Genomic DNA, 24,952 nt, shown 5'->3' with positions numbered 1-24,952 from the left:
CTCGCCGCTACCTGCCCGAGGCCAGCATGGAGAAGATCTACCCCGACAACCCCGGCCTCGACGAACTCCCGTCTACTTCATGACCGTTGGCGCACGACCACTACACCACCCCACGGGACACGACCGAACTGTGCGAAAACGATGCAACCGCCGCACGGCAGTTGGGCCGTCCAGGCTGAGTACAGGGGGTCTCGACCAAGCACGGAGTGATTGCCATGATGATCGTTCGCAAGCTCCATGAAGCCGGCCTCACCAGCGAGCACGCCTACGCGGCCGCGCTGGGATCGGTTGGCCTGTCTCTCGCGAGTTGGATCGTGTCGATGAAGGCCGAGCAGGCCGGCGTCGAACGAGCCGACCGATGGGGCATCTTCGTCGGAGAATGGGCGCCCACCTTCTTCGGCCTGGGCCTCGCCCTCGCGCGCTACGAGAACCGGACCGCCCACGACGCAGGCGACCACCGCAGTGCCATGTTCGGCCGTCACGCCGGGGCCGAAGCCGGCTGACCGTCAACACGGACTGCGTGGTGAGCTCGATCCCGGGTTCGTCACGGGACCGGGCCCAGCGGACGGCGCTGGGCCCGGGTCCCGGGTCGGGTGCACGGGCGTCCCGGCCCGATCCGGGGAACGCGAATGTCTGCCATGACCTGCTCGAAGCGGCTGCAGCCGTCGGTGTCGCCGCCGGTCAGGAGGGCATTGGCCGGCTCTTTTTGCCGCCTGCGGCGTGCTCGGGACCGCAGGCCAGGCGAACGTGACGGGCCGTCATGATCGCGCGCCCGCGCAGCTTCTCGACGGTTGCTCTGCTGCCATGAGGTGGCTGAGCGCGGCCCCAGGCGCAGACGCATTTCGATGCGACACCGATGCAAGTCGAACGAGCATGCTGATGCGCGGCAGATTCGATGCATGACAGCGACACTGATCACCACGGCGCGAGTAGCGGTGCGCGAATCCGAGCCGGCGGACCGTGCTGATCTCCTGCGCACCCTGATGCATCGCGTGTCCGGTGGGGACCGCGGCGCATACGAAAGCCTCCACGAACAGCTTGCAGGGACGGTCTACGGTGTCTCGTTGCGGGTTTTGCGGAACCCCTCACATGCCGAGGAAGTCGCCCAGGAGACGCTCTTGGAGGTCTGGCGCTCGGCTCTCTCCTACCGGCCGGAGCGTGGATCCGTGACGACCTGGGTGTGCACGATCGCTCACCGTCGAGCCGTCGACCGCGTTCGTTCGGCCCGTGCCAGCAGCGATCGTGAGGAACGTGCGGTCCGCCAGGTACGAACGATCGTCGAGCCCGCCGAGGATGAGGTCGAGCGGTCCATGGAGGCGGCATCGATGCGCAGAGCCCTTGCAGGACTCAGTGAGGTCCAGCGGGAAGCGCTCGTGCTCGCCTACTACGGCGGCTACACCCAGACACAGGTCGCTGCTCTCCCCGGTGTACCTCTCGGCACGGTCAAGACGCGGAAGAGAGACGGCCTGCGGCGGTTGCGGGCAGTCTTCGACGGCGCATGAGAGGCGTGCTCGTGCGTGGAGGAGAACCCGGCGACGGAACCCTCAGAAGGACGGATCCCATGAGGCCGCGCTCGGAGCGACGATGCACCACCCGAGCCTCCGCAGTCCGATAACGGTGATGTCCCAGAACCTGCCAGGACCCACCAACCGGGTGGCCACGGAGTCATGCCCATGGGCACCGTCAGACCCGAATGCAGGGGCGTGGCTGCAGCGGCCAGAACCACTCGCCACGTTTCTGACCGCCCGCTGGGGACTTCACACACGCATGTTCGGTCGGACGGTGTCCCTCCCCGTCGAACATCCGCCATGGCCGCTTCGGGAGGCAAACGGTCCGGCATCCGGACGACTCGGTGTTCAGCGCAGCCGGTGTCGACGTGCACGGGCCCCCGGTGAGTGTCCTGTTCTCACCCGAAGTACCCGTCCGGTTCGGGCTCCTGCAGCCCGTGTCCCCACGACGGCTCCGCCACTGACGGCTGCCGGCGAGTCCGACGAAGCGGGGGCGGGGCACCGATTGCTCTTCGTCGCCCCGCGCTCGGCGCGGACCGTGATTCCCGGCAGGGCGAGCCATGCGGCAGCCGACCCCACGAGGCAGACGCCGGCCGCCACGAGGCATGCGAGGTGGAAGCCGTACATGAAGGATTCCTGGACCGCTGCCAACAGGTTCGGCTGCTGATCCGGGCTTGCGGACCCTGCGGTGTGCAACGCGTACGCAACGGAGTCCTGCCCGCCCGCAGCGGTCCGAGGAGGAAGCGAGCCGAACGCGGTCGACGCAAGCTTGCCGGCGTAGAGCGAAGTGAACACCGAGCCGATGACGGCAACGCCGAGTGTGCCGCCGGCCTCCCTGGTGGCGTCGTTGACTGCAGATCCGACGCCGGCTTTCGCCGGAGGGAGAACGCTGAGGATCGATTCGGTCGCGGGTGCTGTCGTGAGCCCGAGTCCGAGGCCGATCAGAACCATCTGCCCGACGATCTCCGGATAGTCCATGAACGTCGGCGACGTGGCGATCCACGCGAAGGAGGTTCCAAGCAGCACCAGGCCCGTGCTGACCACGTTCCGAGTACCCGACCGAGCCGCCAGTGCTACGCCCCCGACCGAGCCGACGGCGATGGTCAGGGCGACCGGAAGTATCCGAACGCCGGTGGAGAGCGTGCCGTAGCCGCGGATGAACTGGAAGTACTGGGTCACCAGGAAGATGAATCCGAAGAGGGCGAAGAACGCGACGGTGACCGAGCCGCTGGCTGCGGAGAAGGCCGGGGTCCGGAAGAGCGCCAGGTCGACCATGGGGTTGGCCCGCCTGCGCTCGACGCGCACGAACACGGCAGTGAGCAGTGCCGAGGCGCCGAAGCCAGCGATGCTGGCGGGAGCGCTCCACCCGCGGCTCGGAGCCTCGATCAGCGTGTAGACGAGCATTCCGATCGCGGCGGATGAGAAGACAAGCCCGGCCGGGTCGAGGCGGGCCGAAGCGGGAGCGTTCGACTCGGGTACCCACAGCCAGGTGGCGACCAGTGCAGCCAAGGCGACCGGCACGAGCGCAAGGAAAACCGACTGCCAGCTGAAGTGCGCCAACAGGACGCCTCCGACGACTGGCCCGACGGCTACGCCCAGCCCGGTGACGGCACCCCACACGCCCACCGCCTTCGCTCGGGAGCGCCGATCGGGAAAGGTGTTGGCGATGATCGAGAGCGTGGTCGGAAAGATTGTCGCCGCGCACGCACCCATGGCGAAACGGGCTCCGACAAGAGGACCGGACGAGGTCGCGGCACTGCCCAGGACGCTGGTGACGGCGAATCCGGTCAATCCGACCAGCAAGGTCGGGCGCCGTCCGAAGCGGTCACCAAGTGACCCGGCCGTGAGGACCAAAGTCGCGAAAGCGAGGTTGTAGCCGTCCACGATCCACTGCAAATCCCTTGTGGTGGAACCCAGTTCCCGGCTCAGATCGGGCAGCGCCACATTGACGATCGTGGTGTCGAGATTGATGGCGAAGGCGGCCAGGCACACGGTGGCCAGGATCAGGACGCGCCGGCGAGAGGTCAGGGAGGGCATGGGAAGCTCCATCCGCCGCGCATGTTGACAGCGGGAACATGCTCGTAATTGACACAATTGCACCGGGGATGGACACTGTCAACATATAGCAAGAAATGCGTGAGAAATTGTCAAATCAGACATATCATCACGGGGGCTTGCGCCGGGCCCTCATCGGCGCCGGTATGGCAGTGGCTCGCGAAGGCGGGCCCGAGGCTGTCGTCCTGCGTGCCGTCAGCCGCCAAGTCGGCGTCTCGCACAATGCCGCCTATCGGCACTTCAGGGACCGGGAGGATCTCCTCGCGGCCGTGTCCGCGGGCTGCATGAACCGCCTGGGCGAACTCATGATCAGACGGTCGGGAGCCGTCGACCTCACGGATCCTGTCGACGCTGCTTGGGCCCGGCTCAATGCCATCGGCCGCGCCTACGTCGACTTCGCCCTCACTGAGCACGGCTGGTTCCGTACGGCGTTCTCCGGTGCAGTCGCCCACGGCGCCGAGGGCGAAGTCGACACCACCGGAGAGGACCCGTACTCGCTCCTCGCGCAGTGCCTGGACGAGCTTGTCGAAGTCGGAGGCATGCCTCCGGCGCGGCGCGCCGGGGCGCAATATGCCGCATGGTCCGCGGTACACGGCCTGGCGGCCCTGATGGTCGACGGCCCGCTGCGGATCCTGCCGGCCGATGAACGCGAGGTCGCCATCGCTGCCGTGCTCAACACCGTGGCCCGGGGGTTGTGAACCCGCAACGGGCGTCGGTGGCAAGGCGGCCGCCGTGCCCGGTCCCCACCTCAAGCAGAACCGGACGCGGCGGCGGGTTCCTCGGGATCAGTCAAGGGCCCCGTTGAGCGTTGCCTTCGGGATCGCGATGTCGGGAACGTGGTACGCGGCCAGGATCTTGGCGTACGAGCCGTCGTCCATCAGGGACTGCAGTGACGCCTGGATCGACTCCTTGAGGCCCGGGAGGGACTTGGCGACGCCGATTCCGATGGGGGATGCACTGGTGGGGCCCACCGCGTCCTTCCCGACGACGGTCTCGAAAGTGGTCCCGCCGTCCGCGGTATCCGCCACATAGGCGGCGGTGACCTCGTCGAGGAAGTCGGCGGAGACCTTCCCGGAGCGCAACGCGAGCTGCGCCTCGGAGTCCTTCGGGAAGGCGAGGACCGTGATCGGTGGCTTTCCCTGCTGCCTGCACAGCTCCTGACGCTGGTCGAGGATCTTCTGGTGGTTCGTGCCGGTCTGCACCGAGACGCTCTTGCCGCACACGTCCGTGACCAGCCTGATGTTGTCGGGGTTGCCCTTCTTGACGAGCCAGCCGGGTCCGGCGTTGACGTAGTCGACGAAGTCGACGGCCTGCTCGCGCTCCTTCTTGTCCGTCATGGCGGACATGACGGCGTCGAACTTCCCCGCCTGCACGGCGGGGATGAGGCCGTCGAACTTCTGGCCGGTGAACTCGAACCGGGTGCCCAGGCGGGCGGCGATGGCTTGGCCCAGGTCGTAGTCGATTCCGGTCATCTCCTTGCTTCCCTCGGAGACGTACATCTCGAAGGGCGGGTACGGAAGGTCGGTCGCGACCTGGACCTTCCCCGCTTTCTTGATCGCGTCGGGCAGTCGCTCGGCGAGCTTGGGGTCCGCCGAGATCGTCACGCCCCTGACGGCGACGGCCGGCGCGGAGGGGGCCGAGTCGCCGGACCTGTCCGCCGCGGACGATCCGCAGGCGGAGAGTGTGAGTGCACAGGAGGAGCAGAGCGCGATGCAGGTGATCGCCCTGACTGCGGTCATGCGGAGGGGGGTCATCGTTGGGCCCTTCGGTCATGCGCGCGGAGGAGTGGGGTCTGAAGCCGACGCGAACAGAAGTTACATCTGGCGCATGTAGTGAGTGAATGTATCGCAAGTTACATTCTCGCAACGGCGGCCGACCTCATGGATGTTGCGGTCATGACATCAGCGCGGCGTTGCAGAAGTTACAAAACCTCTGATGGCTGCTGCATTTGAAACGTGCAGTGGGCTGCGCGCTACTCGCAGCAGACCTTGGAACACCGTGAACCGTCGCCCCGCACTGCCCCCGCACAGCGCAGCCTTCTCGACCTCCGACTGTTGGTCGCCGACGGTGGACGAGGAGGCGCCACGCCTCCACCAGCGAACGGAGAGCGGCAACGGACTTCCGCGACGAGTTGCCTGTCGACCTCCGGCCCGCCCAGGTCTACCGGATCGGCGCCGGCCTGTGCGGTGTCGTCCTGCTGGTGTTCGGCTGCCTCGGCCTCACCGATGGGCTCGCCTTCTTCAGCACCACCGGTGAGCGGGTAGCCGGACTGTCGAGCAACGGCCTGCTGAGCCTGATCTCCATCGTGACGGCCGCGGTCCTGATCATCGGTGCGGTCATCGGTGGCAACGCCGCCTCAATGATCAGTGGGCAGCAGCCATTGTGGACGGCCTCCTCGGTGGCGCTGCGCTTCTGCGTCCTGACCCCATGGACAACCGAACACCCTTCGCGGTGACCGGCAGTCGAACCGCCGCCCCTTCCACCCCGCCGGCGCGACAAGATTCTGTTGCTCGCCCTCGAGACGATCGCGGACGAGCCGATGCTCGCTCGACTCGAGGCTGCCATGGGACGCCCGCCGATCCCTGACGAGCGACGTCATTGAGCAGCGGGTGTCGAGCGCCGGTGTCCGCGATTCCTCGCCCACGCCGTGGTGCGGCTGGTTCTCTGCTGCACCACCTGGCACGGGTGGGCGCCGGGGAGGAGGAGACGGCGCTCCAGCGGCTGCAGGCGGTCCCGCTGCCGGTGGGGTAGGCAGGCTCGGGGGAACTGGCAGCCCACGTCGTCGGGTTGTAGCTGTCCCTGCCGGTCGCGGGCGTGGCGGCCTGGGCCGCCGACGCGGGGGACACGAGCGGGGTTGCCGGGGCGATAGCGGCAACGGCGGACCCGGTGGCGCGGACCCCGGCCGCGGGCCCTGCGGACATGGTCATGCGTGCTCCTGTGGGGGAGGCCGCAACCGCTGCCGGCAGTGGTTGCGGCAAGGAGAGGGAGGCGTCCGCTCGGAGAGGGGCCGGCGGGACGGTGCGTGGAACCAGAGGCAGGTCGCGCAGCAACGGAACATTCAGTTCTGTTCGATGTGGTGATGGATGTAACGAGTGAGAGGGGTGAAAGCTTGACCGCCTGATCGACCATCAGGGACTTGGTCTGCCGCGTCCAGTGTTACCTATTTGTAACTCTCATTACATATGGATATGGGAGCGGTTTAGATGTAACGTCCAGGCTTGCGGCGCAGCCCCCATGCGCGTCGCTCAGGTCCCCGAAAGGTTGCTCCGTGAACTCCTCTGCCTCTCGCAGATCGGCCGTGCTTGCCGCTCTCGCCGTGACCGGCGCCCTCACCCTGACCGGCTGTGGGAGCGGCGGGTCGTCCACCCGGGCGGCCACCGGTGCCGCCCCCTCCCCGGTCACCGTCGCAGCCCTGGCCATCAGCGCCGACGCAGGTCTCCACGGAGCGCTCCCCGATGTCATCAAGAAGGCGGGGAGAGTCCGGGTCGCCACCGACATCCCCTACCCGCCGTTCGAGATGTACGTGGCGGAGGGAAAGAGCGAGATGACCGGCCTCGACTACGACCTCGGTCAGGCGCTGGGTGCGAAGCTCGGTGTCACGTTCGAGTTCCAGGCCCAGAAGTTCGACGGCATCGTCCCGGCCATCCAGGCGGGCAAGTACGACGCCGCCATCAGCGCCATCACCGACGACAAGGAGCGCGAGAAGGTCGTCGACTTCGTCGACTACTCCGCCTCCGGCACCGGGATCATGGTCGCCAAGGGCAACCCCGACAAGATCGTCACCCTCGATGACCTGTGCGGCAGGAAGGCCGCCGTACAGACCGGCACCAACCAGCAGAAGCTGCTGGACAAGCACCAGGCCGCCTGCACCAGCGCGGGCAAGGCGCCGATCGAAGTCCAGGCGTTTCCGAAGGACTCCGACGCCCAACTCGCACTGCGCTCGGGCAAGGTCTCCGCCGACATCCTCACCAAGCCGGCTGCCGGATGGGCCGCCAAGACCGCGGACGGCGGTGCCACCTTCGAGGTCGTCGACGACCCGGCGGCGCAGGGCGGTTACAACGCCTCGCCGAACGGCATCGCCATCGCCAAGTCCCTGCCGCAGCTCACGGACGCCATCCAGAAGGCGCTCCAGTCGCTCATCGACGACGGATCGCTGACCAAGATCTACGACAAGTACGGTGTCGCCTCCATCGCGGTCAAGTCGGCGACCAAGAACAGCGCGGTGGACTGACGTGACTGCCACCGCACACCGATCGCCGAGCACCCCGACGGCAGCCGACACCGGCAGCGACGATCTCATCGCCGTGCCCGTGCGTCACTGGGGGCGCTGGATCGCCGCCGTCGTGGCACTCCTCTCCCTCATCGGCCTCGTGGGATCGCTCGCCAAGAACCCCAACCTGCACTGGGACGTCGTCGGTCACTACCTGTTCGCCGATCTCATCTTCGACGGACTCGTCACGACCCTGTGGCTCACCGTGGCAGCCATGGCGGTCGGTCTCGCCCTCGGCACTCTCGTCGCGATCATGCGCCTGTCGACGAACCCGGTGCTCCACGGCCTCTCGACGCTGTTCGTCTGGCTGTTCCGCGGGACTCCGCTGCTTGTCCAGATCATTTTCTGGGCGTACGCCGCGGCGCTCTACAAGCACCTGATGATCGGCATCCCGTTCACCACGATCACCTTCGTGGAGTTCGACACCAACCAGCTGCTCACCCCGTCGATCGCGGCGCTGCTCGCCCTCGGACTCAACGAGGCCGCCTATGCCTCGGAGATCGTCCGCGCGGGAATCCAGTCCGTCGACCCCGGCCAGGCCGAGGCCGCCCACTCCCTCGGAATGAAGCCCGCACTCGCCATGCGCCGGATCGTCCTGCCGCAGGCGATGAAGGTCATCATCCCGCCGATGGGCAACGAGACCATCAACATGCTCAAGACCACGGCCTACGTCTCCGTGATCGCCGCCCACGACCTCATGTCCAACATCCAGGACGTGTACGCCCAGAACTACCAGGTCATCCCGATGCTCGTCGTCGCGGCCCTGTGGTACCTCGCTCTCACCACCGTCCTCAGCGTCCCCCAGGCGTGGCTGGAGCGCCGTTACGGACGCGGTACGAGCCGCTCCGCCCACGTCTCCCCGCTGCGCCGCATGTTCGTCGGCGTCGCCGACTTCCTCCCGTCGAACCGCAACCGGAAGGGCTGATCCGATGGCCCGGCCCATGGTGCACGCCCAGGGCGTGCGCAAACACTACGGAAAACTCGATGTCCTCAAGGGCATCGACCTCACCGTCGAGCGCGGACAGGTGTGCTGCCTGCTCGGCCCTTCCGGCTCCGGCAAGTCCACCTTCCTGCGCTGCATCAACCACCTCGAAAAGGTGGACGGGGGCCGTCTCTCGGTCGACGGCGAACTCGTCGGCTACCGGCAGCGGGGCGACCGCCTGCACGAGATGCGAGAGTCGGAGGTCGCGGAACGGCGCCGAGAGATCGGCATGGTGTTCCAGCGGTTCAACCTCTTCCCGCACCTCACCGCGCTCGAGAACATCATGGAGGCACCGGTCCGGGTCGCAAAGGTGAACTCCTCCACGGCCAAGGCCGAAGCGCAGATGCTCCTGGCCCGAGTCGGCCTCGGCGATCGCGCCGACCACTACCCGGCTCAGCTGTCCGGAGGGCAGCAGCAACGCGTCGCCATCGCCCGCGCGCTCGCAATGAAGCCCAAGCTGATGCTCTTCGACGAGCCCACCTCCGCGCTCGACCCCGAGCTGGTCGGCGACGTCCTCGACGTGATGCGCGACCTCGCGGCGGACGGCATGACCATGGTGGTCGTCACCCACGAGATCGGCTTCGCCCGCGAGGTCGGCGACACCGCGGTGTTCATGGACGAGGGCGTCGTCGTCGAGGCAGGCGACCCGCGCAAGGTCCTGGTCGATCCCGAGCAGGAACGCACCAAGGCGTTCCTCTCCAAGGTCCTGTGAGCGCCCCCGCCGAACAGGCGCACCACACCGCCGCCGTCGAGCTGGCGGCCGCTGCCGAGGAGGCGCTCCCGCGCTACCTCGATGACCTCGCCGAACTCGTCGCCATCGACTCCGGCTCCTACAACGCCCCCGGCGTTAACCTGGTGGCGGACTGGTTCGAGCGCCGTCTGCTCTCAATCGGCTTCACCACCGAGCGCACCACCCCGGCCGACGTGGACGGGCGACGCTTCGGAGACGTGCTCGTCGCCAGACTCGCAGGTTCTCTGCCAGCCGAGGACGGGGGAGCGCGGATCGTCCTCGTCGGGCACATGGACACGGTCTTCGAAAACGGCGCCGCCGCCGCCCGCCCGTTCCACACCACGGGCGGCAGGGCCTACGGCCCCGGCGTCAGCGACGACAAGGGCGGGCTCCTCGCGGGCGTCACCGCTGCAGAGCTTCTCGTGCGCCACGGGCGTACGGCCTTCGCCGAACTCGTCGTCCTCGCCACCCCCGACGAGGAGATCGGTTCACCGGCGAGTCGCCCCGTCACCGAGCACACGGCCGCGGGCGCGGACTACGCGCTCGGCCTGGAGTGCGCACGCGAAAACGGTGACCTGGTCATCGAACGCAAGGGGGTCGCGGACCTCCTGGTGACCGTCACCGGGCGAGCCGCCCACGCCGGCATCGAGCCGGAGCGCGGCGCCAACGCCGCCCTTGCCGCCGCCCACCTGGTCGTCGCCCTGCAAGCGCTCAACGGTCGTCGGCCGGGCGTCACCCTGAACGTCGGGGTGGTACGGGCGGGCACGCGTACCAACATCGTGTGCCCCGAGGCGGAGCTCCAGGTCGAGGTCCGTGCGAGTACCACCGCCGGTCTGGACGCCGCGATCGGAGAGATCCGTGCCCTCGCCGGCCGGACGGTCGTCGAGGGCACTGCCGCCCGCGTCGACCAACTGGACTTCTGCCCGCCGATGGAGCACACGCAGGCGGCCGCGGCCGTCCTCGCCGCAGCCCGCCGCACCGCCGCCGACCTGGGGATGCAGGTCCACGGTGCCTCAACCGGCGGCGTGGGCGACGCCAACTTCACCTCGGGCCTCGGCATCCCCACCCTCGACGGCCTCGGCCCTGTCGGCGGGGCCGACCACACCCCCGAGGAATGGCTCGACACCGCCGGCGCACCCAGCCGGATCGCGCTCCTGGCGATGCTGATCGAGCGCCTCGGACGCCGCTGATCACACGGCGGCACGAGCGGGCTTGCCAGGAGCCCCATGATCGACCCGCGCAGGTGCCTGCACCCACACCCTGCGCGGGTCACCCCATCGTCGGCGTGCGCCGCCCCGGACGCACACACGACGACGCACGGTTCCAGTCCAACGACCCATGGAGATTCTCCGGATGAACCGATACCTCCGCACCAGATGCGGGCGGACCGCACTCGCCCTCGCTGCCGCTCTGACCGTCCTCGCCTCGACTGCCCAGGCTGCCTCCGCCCGGCCGGCCGAGGCCGGAGGCACCCTGATCCTCGTCGGCGGCGGCCTGAAGGACGGCAACAGCGAGATCTACGGCGAGATCGTCGAGAAGGCAGGCGGTGCCGGCAAGGCGCGGATCGGCGTCCTGACCGCCGCCTCCCTCCCCGAGAGCCGGGACCCCAACGCCTCGGACCCGACCACCTGCTCCAACTCCCACTGCAACGGGCTCTACTACGCGGACCTCTTCAAGCACTACGGCGCGGCCGACGCACAGTGGGTGCCGATCGACGTCGAGCACATCGACGCCGCCGACTCCGACGCCGTGGTGGCCCAGGTCGAGTCGATGACGGGCTTCTTCTTCGGAGGCGGCGACCAGTACCGCTACATCACCAGCCTCCTTCACGGCGACGCCCACACCGACTCCAGGGTCGTGGCCGCGATCCGCCGCAAGCTCGCCGAGGGCGCCGTCGTGGCAGGCTCCAGCGCCGGCGCCCAGATCGCCTCCGGCCCCGACATGGTCAGCGGCGGCGACAGCTACCAGGCCCTGCGCGACGGCAGCGCCCCCGGTTACTTCGAAGACCCGACCCGGCTCGGCTACATCCCGCAGGGCGGCTTCGGTACCTTCGACGCGGGGCTGCTCGACACCCACACCGGAACCTACGGCCGCGAAGGACGGGCGATCCGCCTGGCCGCCGACACGGGTCACCGCCGGGTGTTCGCCCTCGACGAGAACACCGCGATCGAGGTCGAGCACGCAGGCAGGTACGGCGAGACGATGCGCGTGATCGGAACCCACGGCGTCTCCGTGTTCGACCTCCGCTCCGCCCGGACCGGCACCGCCGGGGGGCGATGGACGATCGACGGAGTCCGCTACAGCTACCTCACCGACGGCGACCGCTACGACGTCCGCACGTGGCACGTCCAGGCGGCCGAAGGCAAGCACCCTTTCACCCGGCTCGCCGACACGTCCGTGCCCGCCAACCACGACGCGTTCTACTCCGCCGACGATCCGGACGGCGTTCCCTACTCCTTCTCGGGAACCGCCCGCGCCCTGAACGCGACCAGCGCCCAGCGCACTGCCAGCGCCACCACCTTCGAGACGGGTCCCACCTTCGAGACCGTGTTCCGCAAGCGTGGCGACACGCACGCCTGGACCGTCGACGGTACGACCGCGGCGTCCTTCACCGACCTGGAGATCGGCATCCACCCGGCCGCCGACTGATCCCACGACCCGCAACCCAGCGGCCAACCCGCTCAGTGATCTCCGCAGCCTGGCATTTCGCTAGGCTGCGGAGACACGTTCAAGAGAGCGCCACCGACGATCCACCCGAAGACCGGGAAGGGGACCTGCCCATGCCCACCGTCACGCTCGCCGAGGACATCCGCCAACGCCTCGGCGACTGCAGCCCCGCCGAGCGCAAGGTCGGCAGGATTCTGCTCGCAGGATGGCCGGCAGCAGGATTCGAGACCATCGCCACCCTCGCCGAGCGTGCCGACGTCAGCGCTCCCACGGTCATCAGGTTCGTCAACCGCCTCGGCTACCGCGGCTTCCCCGACTTCCAGGCAGCGCTCCGCGCGGAGCTCGACGAACGCCACGCGTCGCCCGTGACCCTCTACAGCAGCGGGAACTACGGCAACGCTGCACAGGACACGGCCTCCGCACGGGGAGGAGCCGCGAGCCTGCTGACCCACGGCCGCGAGGTCTTCACCGCTGCGCTCGATCGGACCCTGGCCGAGGTCACGCCGCACGACCTCGACCGAGCCGTGCAACTCCTCGCCGATCCCAAACGACGGATCACCGTGGCCGGCGGCCGCTTCACGAACCTGTTCGCGCAGTACCTGGGTCTGCACCTGATGCAGGTCCGCGACAACGTGCGGTTCCTTCCCGACCGGGCGGTCGAGCGCACCGCGCTGTTCGCCTCACTCGCGCGTCGCGACGTACTCGTCGTCTTCGACTACCGCCGCTACGAAGACGACAAGGTCACCGCTGCGGAGCTGGTCAAGGACGCCGGAGGACGCGTCATCCTGTTCACCGACACCTGGCTCTCGCCGGTGAGCACGCACGCCGAAGTCGTCTTCTCCAGCCAGGTCGGTGCCCCCTCGCCCTACGACAGCCTGGTCCCGACGCTCGCGGTGGTCGAAACCGTGGTCGCAGGACTGATATCGGCGCTCGGCGACCTGGCGCACGAGCACATGCGCCACAGCGAAGAAGTCGCCACCCGCGCAGGCCTCACCCGACAGTGAGGAAGGAATCGGCCATGTGTCCGACCGGCCGCCGACAGAGTCGATGCAGGACCGTGCGGCCCGCCGACCGATTCCGGCGGACCGCACGGCACGTGGCGCAGGGTCAGCAGACGGCCGTCCCGGAGGAGAGGCTCGCGTCCGGGTTGCCGTTGACCACGCTGCGGGTGTAGGAGCCGCACGCAGGCCGGTTGGCGACGTCGTGGGTGCTGCCCGGGGTCAGGTGCCAGATCCTGTCGTTCGAGAAGGTCAGCGGCTTGCCGGCTACGGCCTGCTCCGACTGGTGATCGCCGAGCACCACATAGGCGTCCTGGCCGGACAGGGGCGCCGCCCCGTTCCTGTCGATGAAGAGCGAGCCGCCCTCCTCGACGCCCACCCCCCACGCCTTGCCGGACGAGGTCAGGCGAGTCGTTGAGGGTGTCGCCGTAGTTCGGCCAGCCGAACATGCCCGTGGTGAAGGTGACACTTCGGTCGTACGGGTTGGCCAGGGCGGTCGCGGAATCGGTGCTCGCGGTGCGGGCGTCGTAGACGACGGAGCTGTTGATGTGATGACCGGCGCTGCCGCCGCCGACACCTCCGCCCTTGGCCACGACCGATGGGCGTAGTTGCACTGGTTGCCGCGAAGCAGATGAACTCCGAGAGGCCCGCACGTCGGTGTTCACCTGGGCGCTCGAGGCGTCCTGAGCCGTCGTCAGGACGTCGGTGGTGCAGGAGTTGACGTCCGGAGGCCAATGATCACATCACGCTCTGGCGTCGGGCTGCCGGACGCCGAGGATGCCGCCAGCACCGTGACACCGATGCTCCCGCTGCCACCTCTGACGTCGCTCGCGTTTCCCCGACGGAGCGCGTGACCCTGGCTGCGGATACATGGCGACACTCGCAACAGATGTACCTCTTGGTTCAGATGTGGCGGTGACCCGTCCGGCCCCGGTGGCCACGGTCGCGAACGGGAGGCGGAAGGGTATTCGACGCGCAATCGTTGCGAGCAGTGGCGGCGGCAGCCGGTTGTCGATAATTGAGCTCCAGTCACGGTCCGGCGAGTTCGCCCTCCATGAATTCCGAGCTTCGGCCGTTGCAACGAGGAGGTCGTCATGGCCGCCAACTCTCCCGACAATTCTCCCAGCCATGAGGTGCCGAGCCGGCAGATGCCGACAGAAACTCCCGAGTGCGAATCATCCACCACCCACGGAATCTCGATTCCCGAGCCTGTGGAACTGCACAACGCCTGGCCTAGCTGGATCCCCTTGCTGGCTATCGGTCTGGTCGTCGTTAGTTTCACGGGATTCGCCGTCGCGAGAATCTTCGGCTGGGGTGCATGAGCCAAGGGAATGACAAGGTCAAGACCGGAAGGGCCGGCTCCCGAGGTCCGATGACAACGCATTCAGCGCCAGTGCATCACGGCATGCAGTTGATCACTTACCCAGCACTTTCTGAGCCGGGGATACGAACAGAGCGCCTCGCGGCGCACAAGGCGCGCTCGATCGCCCATCGCTCGGGCGGGACCTGGAAGCCGCATCGGCCGGGGTCCGTGCGGACGATGTCCAGCTCGCGGCCGAGGATCTGCGCGGTCCAGGCGACCAGCGGCGGCCGGCGAGGCCCTGGTCGGCCAGAACTCCTGGATCCGCGCCGGGGTGCCGGAGCGGCGGGGCGGGCGGTTGCCGGTCGGCGGCGAGCTGCGTGAGCTGGGCGATGATTCGGGCGGGCTCCCGAACCAGGGTCAGCACCAGGGCGTGGTGCTGCGGGCGGGTCAAGTGGGCGGGTGCTTCCAGTACAAGGGCATCGACGCGATCCGTCAGCAGCAGCGGGGAGGGTGGCGCGGTCGGTGCGGCGCCCGGTTGGTGCGGTCGGGTGGAAGGCCGATCTGACGGCGTAACAGGTAGGGCGGACGGGGCGGGGGCGTGTTGGCCTTATTTCGGGCTTACACCTGTGTCCGGCTGACGGGCACTCAGGTCTGCTCCGAGGCGGCGGTCCACCGGAACCGGCGTTCGTAGGAGGTCGTCTGCCGTGCCGCCAGCCGCGCGGTCGGGTGGCACCGTGTTCCGGACCCTCTTCGCGAAAGTGCAGACCATGCAGCGTCCGCTGGCCTTGAAGTTGTCGTCCCTCGCCCGCCGTTCCGAGAAGCCCGTGGCGGGCCTCGGCGTGCTGGCCCTCGCCGCCGCCGGCGCCCTCGCGGGCCTGGCCCCCGGCGTCGGCCACGCCTCCAGCCACCGGGAGGCCCCGCTGATCGCGGGCGACCCGCGGGCCGACAACACGGACGTGTACGCGTTCGTCAGTCCGGACAAGCCGGACACGGTGACCCTGGTGGCCAACTGGATCCCGTTCGAGGAGCCGAACGGCGGACCGAACTTCTACCCGTTCGCCGACGACGCCCGCTACACCATCAAGATCGACAGCGACGGCGACGGCAAGCCCGACACCACCTACACCTGGACGTTCACCAACCACTACCGCGACGACGCGAACCAGTTCCTGTACAACACCGGCGTCGTGAAGTCGGTCGACGACGCGACGCTGAACTTCCGTCAGACCTACACGCTGACCGTGACCTGCCCCGACGGGTCCACGAAGACGCTGCTGAAGGACGCTCCGGTCGCGCCGTCGAACGTCGGCAAGGCGTCGATGCCCGACTACGGATCGCTGCGCAAGCAGGCCGTCGTCGACCTGCCGGGCGGCGGGCAGAGCTTCGCCGGCCAGGCCGACGACCCGTTCTTCCTCGATCTGCGGGTCTTCGACCTGCTCTACGGCGGGAACCTGAAGGAGTCCGGCCACGACACCCTGACCGGCTACAACGTCAACACCATCGCCCTGCAGGTGCCGAAGAAGGACCTCGCGCTGAAGGGCGACGCCGAGCGCAACCCCGTGATCGGCGTGTGGTCGACCACCGAGCGCAAGGGCGCGGTCGTCGCCGACAAGGGCGGCGAGGGCAAGCCCTCAGACAAGGGCGGGGAAGGCAAGCCGGGCGCGGACAAGGGCGGCGAGGGCAAGCCGGACGCCGGATGGCGGCAGGTGTCGCGGCTAGGCAACCCGCTCGTCAACGAGGTCGTCGTGCCGCTCAAGTACAAGGACGCGTTCAACGCCCTCACCCCGGACAAGGACCACACCGTCACCCCCGTGGTCGAGGAGGTGAAGGACCCGATCGTGCCCAAGCTCGTCCAGAGCATCTATGGCATCCCGGCGCCCGCCGCGCCGCGCAACGACCTGGTGGAGATCTTCCTGACCGGCCTGTGCAAGGCGTGCGGTCCCGTCCAGGCCGACCTGAACTCGCAGCTCCTGAACAAGGACGTGAAGAAGGACGGCTTCGTCCCGTCCGAGGAGCTGCGCCTGAACATGGGCGTCGCCCCCACCGACGCCCCGAACCGGCTCGGCGTCCTGGCCGGCGACCTCGCGGGCTTCCCCAACGGGCGCCGTCTGGCCGACGACGTCGTCGACATCACCCTGCAGGCCGCCGAGGGCGCGGCCCAGACCGGGACCCTGGTGCCCGCGCTGGCCGCCGGCGACGGCGTCAACGCCAACGACCACGCCTTCGGCCACCACTTCCCGTATGTGGCGCTGCCCAACACCGCCGCGGTCAACCAGGCCGTGTCCGACAACCCGGGCGGCTCCGTCGAAGCCGGCTTCGGCGGCCTCGCCCTCGGCGGCTCGCCGATCGCCGGAGCGGCCGCGATGACCGGCGGCGTGCTGCTGTCGGCGGCCGGTGCGATGGCGCTGCGCCGCCGCCGCTCGGCCCGCGCGTGAACCCGTTCGAACGGGCCGGCCGGTCGCTCCTCGTGAGCGGCCGGCCGGCCGCGGCCCGCGCCCGCCGGGTCCTCGACCTCACGGCGGGTGCCACATCCCGGCTCGGTGCCGTCCTCGCCCAGGAATGGGCCCGGGCCGGGGCTGCCGTGGGCCGGGTACGCGCGAGGTTTCCGTTGGCGGGCACCGGGCCGGGCCCGGTGCCCGGGGCGGGCCGGCCGGCGCCGGGCACCGCGGTGCTCCGGTCGGCCCGCGCCGGGCACCGGCGCATGCCCGGGGCGGCCGCCCTGGCCGCGGGCCTCACCCTGACCGGATTCGGTGTGGCGGCCGTCGCCGACCGGGCCGCGGTCCCGGCCGCCACGCCGAGCGTCGCCGATGTCGGCGACCTGCCCACCACCGTCCACGGTCCGGCACCGGCCGGCCCGGGCACCACCGCCCTCGAGAGCTCCCGGGCCCCGGCCGCCCCACCGGTGCGGCTGCGCATCCCCCGCATCGGCGTCGACACCGCCCTCAGCGACCTCATGGTGCAGGACGACGGGCACCTCGCCGCCCCCGCGGCTCCGGACACCGCCGGCTGGTGGAGCCAGGGGCCCGTACCGGGCAGCCCCGGCACCGCCGTCATCGTCGGCCACCTCGACTCCCGCACCGGCCCCGCCGTGTTCGCGGGCCTCGGCGCGCTGCGCCCCGGTGACGAGATCGACGTACGGGCGGTCGACGGGACCAGCACCACCTTCACCGTCCAGGCCCTCCGCAGCTACGAAAAGCAGGACTTCCCCGCCGAGCAGGTCTTCGGCGACACGGCGGAACCGAGCCTCCGCCTGATCACCTGCGGCGGCGACTACGACCGTACGGCGCACGCCTACCGCGCCAACCTGGTGGTCTTCGCCGCCCCTGCCCCTACTCCCACCCGGGCCGGTTGAACCACCGGCCACCCACTCGCTCTGGAGCCTCCGTGAACCGACGCCGCCTGCTGTCCGCCGCCGTGGCCACCACCCTCGGCGTGGGCCTGTTCCTCGCCGGCGGCCTCGGCTTCACCCCGCGGGACGGCGGCGGGTCGGCGGCCCAGGACGGGTCGACCGTCGAGAACGCCGCCGGCACGGCCGGCACCGGCCTGGCCGCCGACATCCGCGGCCTCCAGGAGCACCTGAAGGCGACGCCCGGCGACGCCCTCGCGATGGCGTCGCTCGGCCTGGCCTACGTGCAGCAGGCCCGGATCACCGCCGACCCGTCCTCCTACCCGAAGGCGCAGGAGGTCCTCGACCGGTCGCTGGCCGCCGACCCGCAGGAGAACTTCACCGCGATGGCCGGCCTGGCCGCCCTCGCCGACGCCCGCCACGACTTCACCACCGCCCTCGACTGGTCCCGGAAGGCCATCGCGGTCAACCCCGACAACTCCACCCTGTACGGGACCCTCGCCGACGCCTGCACCCAACTCGGCCGCTACTCCGAAGCGTTCGACGCCGTCCAGCGCATGGTCGACCTCAAGCCCGGCACCCCCTCCCTCGCCCGCGTCTCCTACACCTGGGAGCTGCGCGGCGACACCGCCGCGGCCACGTCCAACATGCAGCGGGCCCTCGACGACGCCAACACCGCCGCCGACCGCGCCTTCGCGCTCTACCACCTCAGCCTGCTCGCTCTCGACACCGGCGACCCGAAGACCGCCCTCGCCCGTGCCGAGAGCGGCATGCGCACCGCGCCCGGCACCGCCTCGCTGCTGGAGGCGAAGGGCCGGGCCGAGGCCGCGCTCGGCGAAAGCGCCGCCGCCGTCACCGACCTGCAGCGCGCGACCGCGCAGGTCCCGCAACCCGAGTACGTCCTCGAACTCGGTGAACTCCTCCAATCCCTGGGCCGCACCGACGAGGCGCAGCAGCAGTACCTGGTGCTGCGCGGAGAGCAGAAGCTGCTCACCGACAACGGCGTCGCCCTCGACGCCGACGCCGCCCTGTTCGAGGCCGACCACGGCGACCCGCACACCGCCGTCACCCTCGCCGAACAGGGCCTGCGCACCCGCCCGTTCCTGGACACCCACGACGCCTACGCCTGGGCCCTGCACGCGGCCGGCCGCGACACCGAAGCCCTGGAACAGTCCGACCAGGCGCTCGCCCTCGGTACCCGCAACGCCCTCTTCCACTACCACCGCGGCATGATCCTGCGCACGCTCGGCCGCAGCACCGAGGCCCGCACCGAACTCGGGACGGCGCTCGCGACCAACCCCGCCTTCCACCCCCTGCACGCCCCCGCGGCCCGCACCGCCCTCGCGGAGCTCGCCACCGGGCACTGACCCCCGGCAGCCGGGCAGGGCGGGCGCGGGCTACCTCGGCGGCGGGGCCACGTGCCCCGCGTCGCCGCCCAGGTCGGTGTACAGCCGCATCCAGTGCAGGTCGGCGTCGGCCGGCGGTCTACCGTCGCAGTAGGCCTTGGTGCCGTTGGCGGTATAGAAGCGCATCATCTCCAGCACCGCCGTCGGATCGGACTGCTGCCCGCCGGTGTAGCGGCTTCCCGGCTGCTGCGCCTGGTGCTGGAGGCAGGTCGGCGACGGCGTTCCGGGCTGGGCGTCGAAACTCCCGTCCGCCTTCGGTCCGCCGCACCCCGTGAGCAGCGCGGCGGTGACGGTGGCGAGGAACAGGACTGGGTGGGTACGGCCGATGGCCACGGTGGTCCTCCGGTCGGGGCGGGTGTTCACAGGGTCGCGGGTAGGCTGCGGATGACCAGGCCCAGCCCGACGGTCAGGATCAGCGCCGCGGTGAGCAGGGCGCTGTACGGGGCGATGCGGTGGATGCGCGCGGAGATCGGGCTGCGCACCGAGGCGAGCCGGTCGCCCACCCGGACCAGGAGCAGGCCGACGGCGGTGAGCGTGGCGGCCATGCCCACGCCGTACGCGACCACCAGGGCTGCACCGAACAGCGTCCGGCCGAGCGCGACCGCGCCGAGCAGCACCACCAGGGCGGACGGGCTGGGGACCAGGCCGCCGGCGATCCCGAGGCCGATCAGGTTGCGTCGGCCCGTCGGAGCCGGGTCGTGCTGGTGGTGGCCGCCGAACAGCCCGTGGCGGTGGCCGTGGTGACTGTGCGCCAGATCGCCGACGTGGCCGTGGACGTGCGGATGACCGTGGGCGTGGGAGCGACCGTGCCCGTGGTCGTTCGGGTGGTCGTGATCGTGATGGTCGTGATCGTCGTTGTGGTGCGGGTGATCGTGATCGTCGTTGTGGTGCGGGTGATCGTGATCGTCGTGGTGGTGCGGGTGGTCGTGGTCGGCGACGGCCGTGCGGGTGTGGCCGTGGTGCGCGCCGGGGCTGGTGCGGTCGCCGTCGGGCTCGGGGTGCGGATCGTGGTCGTGCGGGGTGCCGGCGCTGTGCGCTGCGGTGTGCGCGAGTTCCCTGGCCTCGGTGCTGTCGGGGCCGGGTTGGGGATGCGGGAGGCGGGTGTGTGAGCGGGCGTGGCGGGAGCGGTGGACGGCATCCCGCAGCAGGCCCGCTCCGACGAGGGCGACCAGCGCCCCGCTGACGACGCCGAGCCAGCCCAGCAGCACGTCGCCGGCCAGCGAGGAGAACGTGGTCAGGCACAGGCCGATGACGATGACCCCGGCGGTGTGGGTCACGGTGACGGTCGCGCCGACGGTCACCGCGTCGCGGGTGCGGCCGCGGCGGCCGGCCAGGTAGGCCGCCATCACGGTCTTGCCGTGGCCGGGGAGCAGGGCGTGCCCGGCGCCCAGCACGACCGACAGCAGTACCGCGAGCAGCCCGAGCGGGACGGTCAGGCGTTCCGTGGCCCCGAGGCGGGCGAGGCGGGCGTCAAGACCGCCGAGCCAGGCCGTCGGACCGGAGCCGGCCCGGACGGCCGCGGACCCGGTAGCGGCAGGCGCGCCGCCGGGGGTGGCCCGGAACCGGGCGTGGGTGACGCCGCTGGGACTCTCCAGCAGGTCGCGTGGGTAGGCGTGCAGTTCCTCGGAGACCGACGCCGCCGGGATGTCGGAGTCGGCGAGGGTCACGCCGTCGCCGCGCGCGGTGATCTCGTTCCAGCCGACCCGGCCCGCCTCGTTCCCGCTGGCCACCCGGATGGCGTTCCCGGCGGCGGGCAGGTGGAGGTCCGCGTGGAGCGCGCATTCGAGGCGGCTGGTGCGCAGACCGCCAGAGCCGTCCTCGTAGCGGAAGCGGGCCGAACCCGTGTGCCAGGCCAGCGGCGTCGTGTCCTGACCGGCCGTCACCTGCAGGCGCCGGGCGGCCTGCTCGCACTGGCCGGTGGCCCAGGCGGCGAGTTCTGCGTCGTCCACGGCGCCGTTGCCGTCGCGGTCGACCTGCGGTTGCTGCTGGAGCGTGGGGATCTCGGCGGCGTCCGTGACGGCGAGGGCGTCGATCCCGTCGGGCCGGACGGTCAGGCCGAGGTAGTGGTTGAGGGAGAAGTTGCCCAGCGGGTGGGCGTCGGCGGCGGGCGCGCCGACGAGCAGCAGGCACAGGCCCACTGACGCTACGGCACCTGCTCGGGCCGCTGGTCGGGCTGGCTTCACTCGGGCCTCCTGGAGCACGGACGGGTGGCCCGCCGACAGCGGTTCGGCCCTGCCGGGGAGCGGGACAGGCCGACGAGGCCCGCGTCAACGATGAGCGCCCCGCCGCACCTCGGGGTGCCGGCACCGTCCGACCTGCCGGTACGTCACCCGGTCGGGGCAACGCGCCCCGACGCCGAACGCGCCGAAGGCCGAAAGGTCTGCTGGCCGGAAGGGCTGCTGGTCGGCGCGAGCACCGGACGCGCGCGCACGCGCGCCTCGGCGCGCCCCGTGACAGCGGCCCTTGTTGCGGTGATAGTGCACGTACGAGAGGGATGCGGATGCGGCCTCTCGACCTTTGGCCTGAAAGGGGCACGCCCATGGCCTCCTCAGCCCCCGCCGCTGTCGCCCGGCCCCGCACGACGATCCCGATCACCCATCAGGAATGGCGGCGGCTGGGCGGGATGGCCGCGTTCATCGCCGCCCTGCACCTCGTCGGCTGGATCACCCTCCTCGTCGTCGTCGCCCCCGAGCACCACACCGTCGGCACGACGACCTTCGGCGCGGGCATCGGCGTCACCGCCTACACCCTCGGCATGCGCCACGCCTTCGACGCCGACCACATCGCCGCGATCGACAACACCACCCGCAAACTGATGGACCAGCAGCGCCGCCCGCTGTCCGTGGGCTTCTGGTTCTCGCTCGGGCACTCCTCGATCGTCTTCGCCCTCGCCGTCCTGCTCGCCCTCGGCGTCAGGACGCTCGCCGGACCGCTCCAGGACGACGGATCGGGCCTGCACCGGGCCACCGCCCTGATCGGCACCGCCGTCTCCGGGTCGTTCCTGTACCTGATCGCCGCCGTCAACGTCGTCGTCCTGGTCGGCGTCTGGAAGCTCTTCCGCCGCATGCGCGGCGGCGACGTCGACGACGCCCGACTCGAAGAGCACCTCGCCAAGCGCGGTCTGATGGCCCGTCTGCTGGGGCGGGTGACCCGGTCGATCAGCAAACCGTGGCAGATGTACCCGCTGGGCATGCTCTTCGGCCTCGGCTTCGACACGGCCACCGAGATCGCCCTGCTCGTCCTCGCCGGATCCGGCGCCGCCTCCGGGCTGCCCTGGTACGCGATCCTCTGCCTGCCGGTCCTGTTCGCGGCCGGCATGTGCCTGCTGGACACCATCGACGGCTCGTTCATGAACTTCGCCTACGGCTGGGCGTTCAGCCAGCCCGTGCGCAAGGTCTACTACAACCTGACCGTCACCGCCCTGTCCGTCGCCGTCGCCCTCGTGATCGGCACCGCCGAGCTGCTCGGCCTGCTCGCCGACCGGCTCGATCTGCACGGCCCGTTCTGGGACTGGATTTCCGGGCTCGACCTGAACACCGTCGGCTTCGCCGTCGTCGGCCTGTTCGTCCTCACCTGGGCCGTCGCCCTCGCCGTGTGGAGACTGGCCCGCATCGAACGCCGCTGGAGCACCGGCCCCGAACAGCCCCCGATCGCCCCCGGAGAGGCCTGACGGGGTTCGCGACTGCGCGAAGCCTCCCGCGACGCCGGCAACGGCGTTGCGGCGACGCGACCACCGGCTGCCTGTGCGCACCACCAGCCGCCCGAGCGAAACCACCTGCCGTCCGTGCGCGGCCTCCTGCCGTCCGCCTGACGTGACGCCGAACCCCCCGGGGTGAAACCGGCGGGTCCCGGCAAGCCGGAGAGCAGACCGCGCCGAACCGCACGTACGCAGCGCCTGCGCGCAGTGCTGGTCCCGGACAAGGGAGTTCTCGGATGGTGTCAGTCGTCAGTCCGTGTGCTGTCCCGCCGGAGCAGTGCGCCCCCCTGCTCCGCCGATCGGTGGCGGAGGCCACGGGGTGGACCGGGAACGGCGCCGTCCTCGCGCTCGGCGAGGGCGCGACCGGGTCGCGCAGGGCGTCGTGGAGATCGGCGCGCCGCTGATTTCGTTCGACACCGCACCGGGCCGTCCCGTGTACGGCGGCCCCGCGCCGACCCGCGGGGCGGGCGACCCGCTGCTGCCGACCCGCTGCTGCTGCCGACCCTCGGCCTGCCCTCCCTGTCGCTCGCCCTGGTCAGCGGAGTTCGGTGACGGACAGTTCGATCACTGGGCTGCCGCTCTGCTCGGCGTCGACAGTGAGGCGGACTGTGTCGCCGGAGCGCTCCGCGACCGGTGACACGGGGTCGTGGCCGAACCAGAGCACGCTGTCCTTGTCGACGAGGTGGTGCCAGGCGCGCCAGTCCTCCAGGCCGTCGCAGCAGCCTGGCAGGAACGTGATCCCGGTGGAGTCGTCGGTGACCCGCAGGCCACCGGCTGCGAAGAGGGTGTCGAAGGTCAACGGCCCGTGGAGGAACGAACCGAATGGATCGGCAGGCCGGGGCGGGCGGTCGTTGGTGGGGTCATCCTCGGGGTCGATGTCGTTGCAACTGGCGGTGCGCGTCACGGCCGTCCCGACCTCGGCGGGCGAGAGCCCGCCGCTGAGGGGCAGGAAGGCGGCTGGCCCGTCCTCGGCGACGGGCCAGAGGTCGAAGCCGGCAGGGACGCGGTTCTCCAGGACGGGCTGCATCATGATCACCCGACGAAGTGTGCCGCCTCAGCGCCCTGTGGCGCCTTCCGATTGCAGCGGACCGCCTTGCATCTGGCGAGCGCCGAGTCCCTCCCAGCCGGCGGTGTCGGCGACTTCGAGGTGCGGGGCGCCGGGCCAGGGGGGGTGACGAGCGCGCAGCGGTGGCGGCGGAGTCTCACGGCGAGCCGCTGGGCGAGGGGGGCGGGATGCCGCCGGCACGGCTGCCCGCGACGATCACGTCGAACGAATGGCTGGCAAGACGGAACTCCGCTCCGGGAACTGCAGGCGTCCCGGCCGGGACTCCCACTGACACCGGCCGCCAGAGGACATGAGGAAGGACACGCAGTCGAAGCAACCTGGCAGGCCATGCTCCAACGTGCTCCGCACATTCGCCTGGGCGACCCAGACGTGACCGAAGCCGCCTACGCCGAGCCGCGCTTGCGCGCACTGTTCCCCTTCCCCAGCCACGGCACACTGGCGTTCCTCCGGGCGACCCGCGTTCCCTGGCCGCCCAACGACCTGCCTTTCATCGCCACCAGCGACCCCGGCTACACCGTCTACGCCTTCGGCTACGAGCTGATCGGCAAGACGGAGACACCGCAGGAGGCCGCCGCACTCGTCGTCGCACACCTACCCGAGAACTGCGGGCCTGCCTACGAAGGGCGATGGCCCGGAGCGATCGAAGCCGCTCAGTGACAACAAGCATGCCTCTGTGACACCTGACGCTTCGGCGCAGCCCGCCGCCGAGACCTCCATGAGCCCTGGTTCCAACCTGCGTGGCCAGGTTCCACCTATCGTGTCCCGGCTCAGGGACACGCATCTCAAGGGCGGCAGGTGGGCCAACTGTGACGCTCCGGGTTACGTCCAGGGAAGTGGTGTACGGGTTCCACCCGTTCCGGGGGTTTCGTCCCGGTAGCGGGTGTCGCCTGAAACGTAAGACGGCCACCGGTTGATCCTTCGAGA

21 protein-coding genes and 3 pseudogenes are annotated in these 24,952 nt (G+C 70.2%); 17 read left to right on the top strand and 7 right to left on the bottom strand.

Annotated features, from left to right (window positions below; all coding sequences use genetic code 11):
- Positions 1-218: 218 nt before the first annotated feature.
- Complete coding sequence (locus tag AB0K51_RS32110) at positions 219-503, top strand: hypothetical protein (RefSeq protein WP_363461328.1); 285 nt, start codon at positions 219-221, stop codon at positions 501-503.
- Positions 504-586: 83 nt separating this feature from the next.
- Here the strand turns inward: AB0K51_RS32110 and AB0K51_RS32105 are convergent.
- Positions 587-685: pseudogene (locus AB0K51_RS32105) on the bottom strand (IS5/IS1182 family transposase); the annotation flags it as partial.
- A gap of 298 nt (positions 686-983) precedes the next feature.
- On the opposite strand from AB0K51_RS32105, the gene AB0K51_RS32100 reads away from it, so the two are divergent.
- A complete protein-coding gene (locus AB0K51_RS32100; RefSeq protein ID WP_363461326.1) occupies positions 984-1,502 on the top strand; it encodes a sigma-70 family RNA polymerase sigma factor in 519 nt (172 codons plus the stop codon).
- An 82-nt stretch (positions 1,503-1,584) separates the two neighbouring features.
- Positions 1,585-1,770: pseudogene (locus AB0K51_RS32095) on the top strand (hypothetical protein); the annotation flags it as partial.
- An 86-nt stretch (positions 1,771-1,856) separates the two neighbouring features.
- Here AB0K51_RS32095 and AB0K51_RS32090 read toward each other — a convergent pair.
- Positions 1,857-3,545 (bottom strand): MFS transporter, encoded by a 1,689-nt coding sequence (locus AB0K51_RS32090; RefSeq protein WP_363461320.1) that lies wholly within the window; start codon positions 3,543-3,545, stop codon positions 1,857-1,859.
- 137 nt (positions 3,546-3,682) lie between these two features.
- Here AB0K51_RS32090 and AB0K51_RS32085 point away from each other — a divergent pair, with 137 nt between their 5' ends.
- Positions 3,683-4,261, top strand: a complete 579-nt coding sequence (locus AB0K51_RS32085; RefSeq protein ID WP_363461318.1) for a TetR/AcrR family transcriptional regulator — start codon at positions 3,683-3,685, stop codon at positions 4,259-4,261.
- A gap of 87 nt (positions 4,262-4,348) precedes the next feature.
- On the opposite strand, the gene AB0K51_RS32080 is transcribed toward AB0K51_RS32085, so the two are convergent.
- A complete protein-coding gene (locus AB0K51_RS32080; protein WP_363461316.1) occupies positions 4,349-5,302 on the bottom strand; it encodes an ABC transporter substrate-binding protein in 954 nt (317 codons plus the stop codon).
- A 392-nt stretch (positions 5,303-5,694) separates the two neighbouring features.
- Here AB0K51_RS32080 and AB0K51_RS32075 point away from each other — a divergent pair.
- From AB0K51_RS32075 to AB0K51_RS32045, 7 genes and pseudogenes are all read left to right on the top strand, one after another.
- Positions 5,695-5,931 (top strand): annotated as a pseudogene (locus tag AB0K51_RS32075) (DUF4383 domain-containing protein); the annotation flags it as partial.
- A 948-nt stretch (positions 5,932-6,879) separates the two neighbouring features.
- Positions 6,880-7,794, top strand: a complete 915-nt coding sequence (locus AB0K51_RS32070) for an ABC transporter substrate-binding protein (protein WP_363461314.1) — start codon at positions 6,880-6,882, stop codon at positions 7,792-7,794.
- Between the two features lie 67 nt (positions 7,795-7,861).
- Positions 7,862-8,758 carry an amino acid ABC transporter permease gene (locus AB0K51_RS32065; RefSeq protein ID WP_363461324.1) on the top strand — a complete coding sequence of 299 codons (897 nt, stop codon included), beginning with the start codon at positions 7,862-7,864 and terminating at the stop codon, positions 8,756-8,758.
- Between the two features lie 4 nt (positions 8,759-8,762).
- Positions 8,763-9,527: an amino acid ABC transporter ATP-binding protein gene (locus tag AB0K51_RS32060; protein ID WP_363461312.1), complete on the top strand. Its 765-nt coding sequence runs from the start codon at positions 8,763-8,765 to the stop codon at positions 9,525-9,527.
- A complete protein-coding gene (locus tag AB0K51_RS32055; RefSeq protein ID WP_363461310.1) occupies positions 9,524-10,735 on the top strand; it encodes a M20/M25/M40 family metallo-hydrolase in 1,212 nt (403 codons plus the stop codon). Before AB0K51_RS32060 ends, AB0K51_RS32055 begins: the two co-directional genes overlap by 4 nt.
- A gap of 163 nt (positions 10,736-10,898) precedes the next feature.
- Positions 10,899-12,194, top strand: a complete 1,296-nt coding sequence (locus tag AB0K51_RS32050) for a cyanophycinase (RefSeq protein WP_363461308.1) — start codon at positions 10,899-10,901, stop codon at positions 12,192-12,194.
- Positions 12,195-12,325: 131 nt separating this feature from the next.
- Entirely contained in the window at positions 12,326-13,216 is an 891-nt protein-coding gene (locus AB0K51_RS32045; protein ID WP_363461306.1) for a MurR/RpiR family transcriptional regulator, read from the top strand.
- A gap of 103 nt (positions 13,217-13,319) precedes the next feature.
- On the opposite strand, the gene AB0K51_RS32040 is transcribed toward AB0K51_RS32045, so the two are convergent.
- Entirely contained in the window at positions 13,320-13,589 is a 270-nt protein-coding gene (locus tag AB0K51_RS32040) for a hypothetical protein (RefSeq protein ID WP_363461304.1), read from the bottom strand.
- A gap of 715 nt (positions 13,590-14,304) precedes the next feature.
- Here AB0K51_RS32040 and AB0K51_RS32035 point away from each other — a divergent pair.
- The 4 genes from AB0K51_RS32035 (at position 14,305) to AB0K51_RS32020 (ending at position 19,226) form a co-directional block, all read left to right on the top strand.
- Positions 14,305-14,532 carry a hypothetical protein gene (locus AB0K51_RS32035; RefSeq protein ID WP_363461302.1) on the top strand — a complete coding sequence of 76 codons (228 nt, stop codon included), beginning with the start codon at positions 14,305-14,307 and terminating at the stop codon, positions 14,530-14,532.
- Between the two features lie 748 nt (positions 14,533-15,280).
- Positions 15,281-16,948 carry a DUF4331 domain-containing protein gene (locus AB0K51_RS32030; protein ID WP_363461300.1) on the top strand — a complete coding sequence of 556 codons (1,668 nt, stop codon included), beginning with the start codon at positions 15,281-15,283 and terminating at the stop codon, positions 16,946-16,948.
- Positions 16,949-17,214: 266 nt separating this feature from the next.
- Positions 17,215-17,865, top strand: a complete 651-nt coding sequence (locus tag AB0K51_RS32025) for a class F sortase (protein ID WP_363461298.1) — start codon at positions 17,215-17,217, stop codon at positions 17,863-17,865.
- A 32-nt stretch (positions 17,866-17,897) separates the two neighbouring features.
- Positions 17,898-19,226, top strand: a complete 1,329-nt coding sequence (locus AB0K51_RS32020; RefSeq protein ID WP_363461296.1) for a tetratricopeptide repeat protein — start codon at positions 17,898-17,900, stop codon at positions 19,224-19,226.
- A 30-nt stretch (positions 19,227-19,256) separates the two neighbouring features.
- Here AB0K51_RS32020 and AB0K51_RS32015 read toward each other — a convergent pair whose 3' ends face one another.
- Together AB0K51_RS32015 and AB0K51_RS32010 are read right to left on the bottom strand one after the other, a co-directional pair.
- Complete coding sequence (locus AB0K51_RS32015) at positions 19,257-19,598, bottom strand: hypothetical protein (protein ID WP_363461294.1); 342 nt, start codon at positions 19,596-19,598, stop codon at positions 19,257-19,259.
- A gap of 26 nt (positions 19,599-19,624) precedes the next feature.
- Positions 19,625-21,403: a high frequency lysogenization protein HflD gene (locus tag AB0K51_RS32010; RefSeq protein ID WP_363461292.1), complete on the bottom strand. Its 1,779-nt coding sequence runs from the start codon at positions 21,401-21,403 to the stop codon at positions 19,625-19,627.
- Positions 21,404-21,804: 401 nt separating this feature from the next.
- Between AB0K51_RS32010 and AB0K51_RS32005 the strand changes: the two genes are divergently transcribed.
- Positions 21,805-22,935, top strand: coding sequence for a HoxN/HupN/NixA family nickel/cobalt transporter (locus AB0K51_RS32005; protein WP_363461290.1), 1,131 nt, complete (start codon positions 21,805-21,807; stop codon positions 22,933-22,935).
- A gap of 562 nt (positions 22,936-23,497) precedes the next feature.
- On the opposite strand, the gene AB0K51_RS32000 is transcribed toward AB0K51_RS32005, so the two are convergent.
- A complete protein-coding gene (locus tag AB0K51_RS32000; RefSeq protein WP_363461288.1) occupies positions 23,498-23,998 on the bottom strand; it encodes a hypothetical protein in 501 nt (166 codons plus the stop codon).
- Between the two features lie 111 nt (positions 23,999-24,109).
- Here AB0K51_RS32000 and AB0K51_RS31995 point away from each other — a divergent pair, with 111 nt between their 5' ends.
- The gene (locus tag AB0K51_RS31995) at positions 24,110-24,685 is read left to right on the top strand and encodes a DUF6193 family natural product biosynthesis protein (RefSeq protein ID WP_363461322.1); all 576 of its coding nucleotides are present in this window, start codon (positions 24,110-24,112) and stop codon (positions 24,683-24,685) included.
- The last annotated feature ends 267 nt before the right edge of the window (positions 24,686-24,952 follow it).

Origin of the sequence: Kitasatospora sp. NPDC049285 (assembly GCF_040678815.1) — a bacterium.
Classification (GTDB): Bacteria; Actinomycetota; Actinomycetes; order Streptomycetales; family Streptomycetaceae; genus Kitasatospora.
Note: the sequence above shows the minus strand (reverse complement) of the source record. Positions and strands in the feature narration are given on the sequence as shown.

Bases quoted from the DNA above. Each gene is read 5' to 3' on its own strand.
- AB0K51_RS32100 (WP_363461326.1), top strand. From the start codon at position 984: ATGCATCGCGTGTCCGGTGGGGACCGCGGCGCATACGAAAGCCTCCAC.
- AB0K51_RS32080 (WP_363461316.1), bottom strand. From the start codon at position 5,302: ATGACCGCAGTCAGGGCGATCACCTGCATCGCGCTCTGCTCCTCCTGT.
- AB0K51_RS32090 (WP_363461320.1), bottom strand. From the start codon at position 3,545: ATGCCCTCCCTGACCTCTCGCCGGCGCGTCCTGATCCTGGCCACCGTG.
- AB0K51_RS32025 (WP_363461298.1), top strand. From the start codon at position 17,215: ATGCCCGGGGCGGCCGCCCTGGCCGCGGGCCTCACCCTGACCGGATTC.
- AB0K51_RS32110 (WP_363461328.1), top strand. From the start codon at position 219: ATGATCGTTCGCAAGCTCCATGAAGCCGGCCTCACCAGCGAGCACGCC.
- AB0K51_RS32005 (WP_363461290.1), top strand. From the start codon at position 21,805: ATGGCCTCCTCAGCCCCCGCCGCTGTCGCCCGGCCCCGCACGACGATC.
- AB0K51_RS32035 (WP_363461302.1), top strand. From the start codon at position 14,305: ATGGCCGCCAACTCTCCCGACAATTCTCCCAGCCATGAGGTGCCGAGC.
- AB0K51_RS32050 (WP_363461308.1), top strand. From the start codon at position 10,899: ATGAACCGATACCTCCGCACCAGATGCGGGCGGACCGCACTCGCCCTC.
- AB0K51_RS32060 (WP_363461312.1), top strand. From the start codon at position 8,763: ATGGCCCGGCCCATGGTGCACGCCCAGGGCGTGCGCAAACACTACGGA.
- AB0K51_RS32030 (WP_363461300.1), top strand. From the start codon at position 15,281: ATGCAGCGTCCGCTGGCCTTGAAGTTGTCGTCCCTCGCCCGCCGTTCC.
- AB0K51_RS32045 (WP_363461306.1), top strand. From the start codon at position 12,326: ATGCCCACCGTCACGCTCGCCGAGGACATCCGCCAACGCCTCGGCGAC.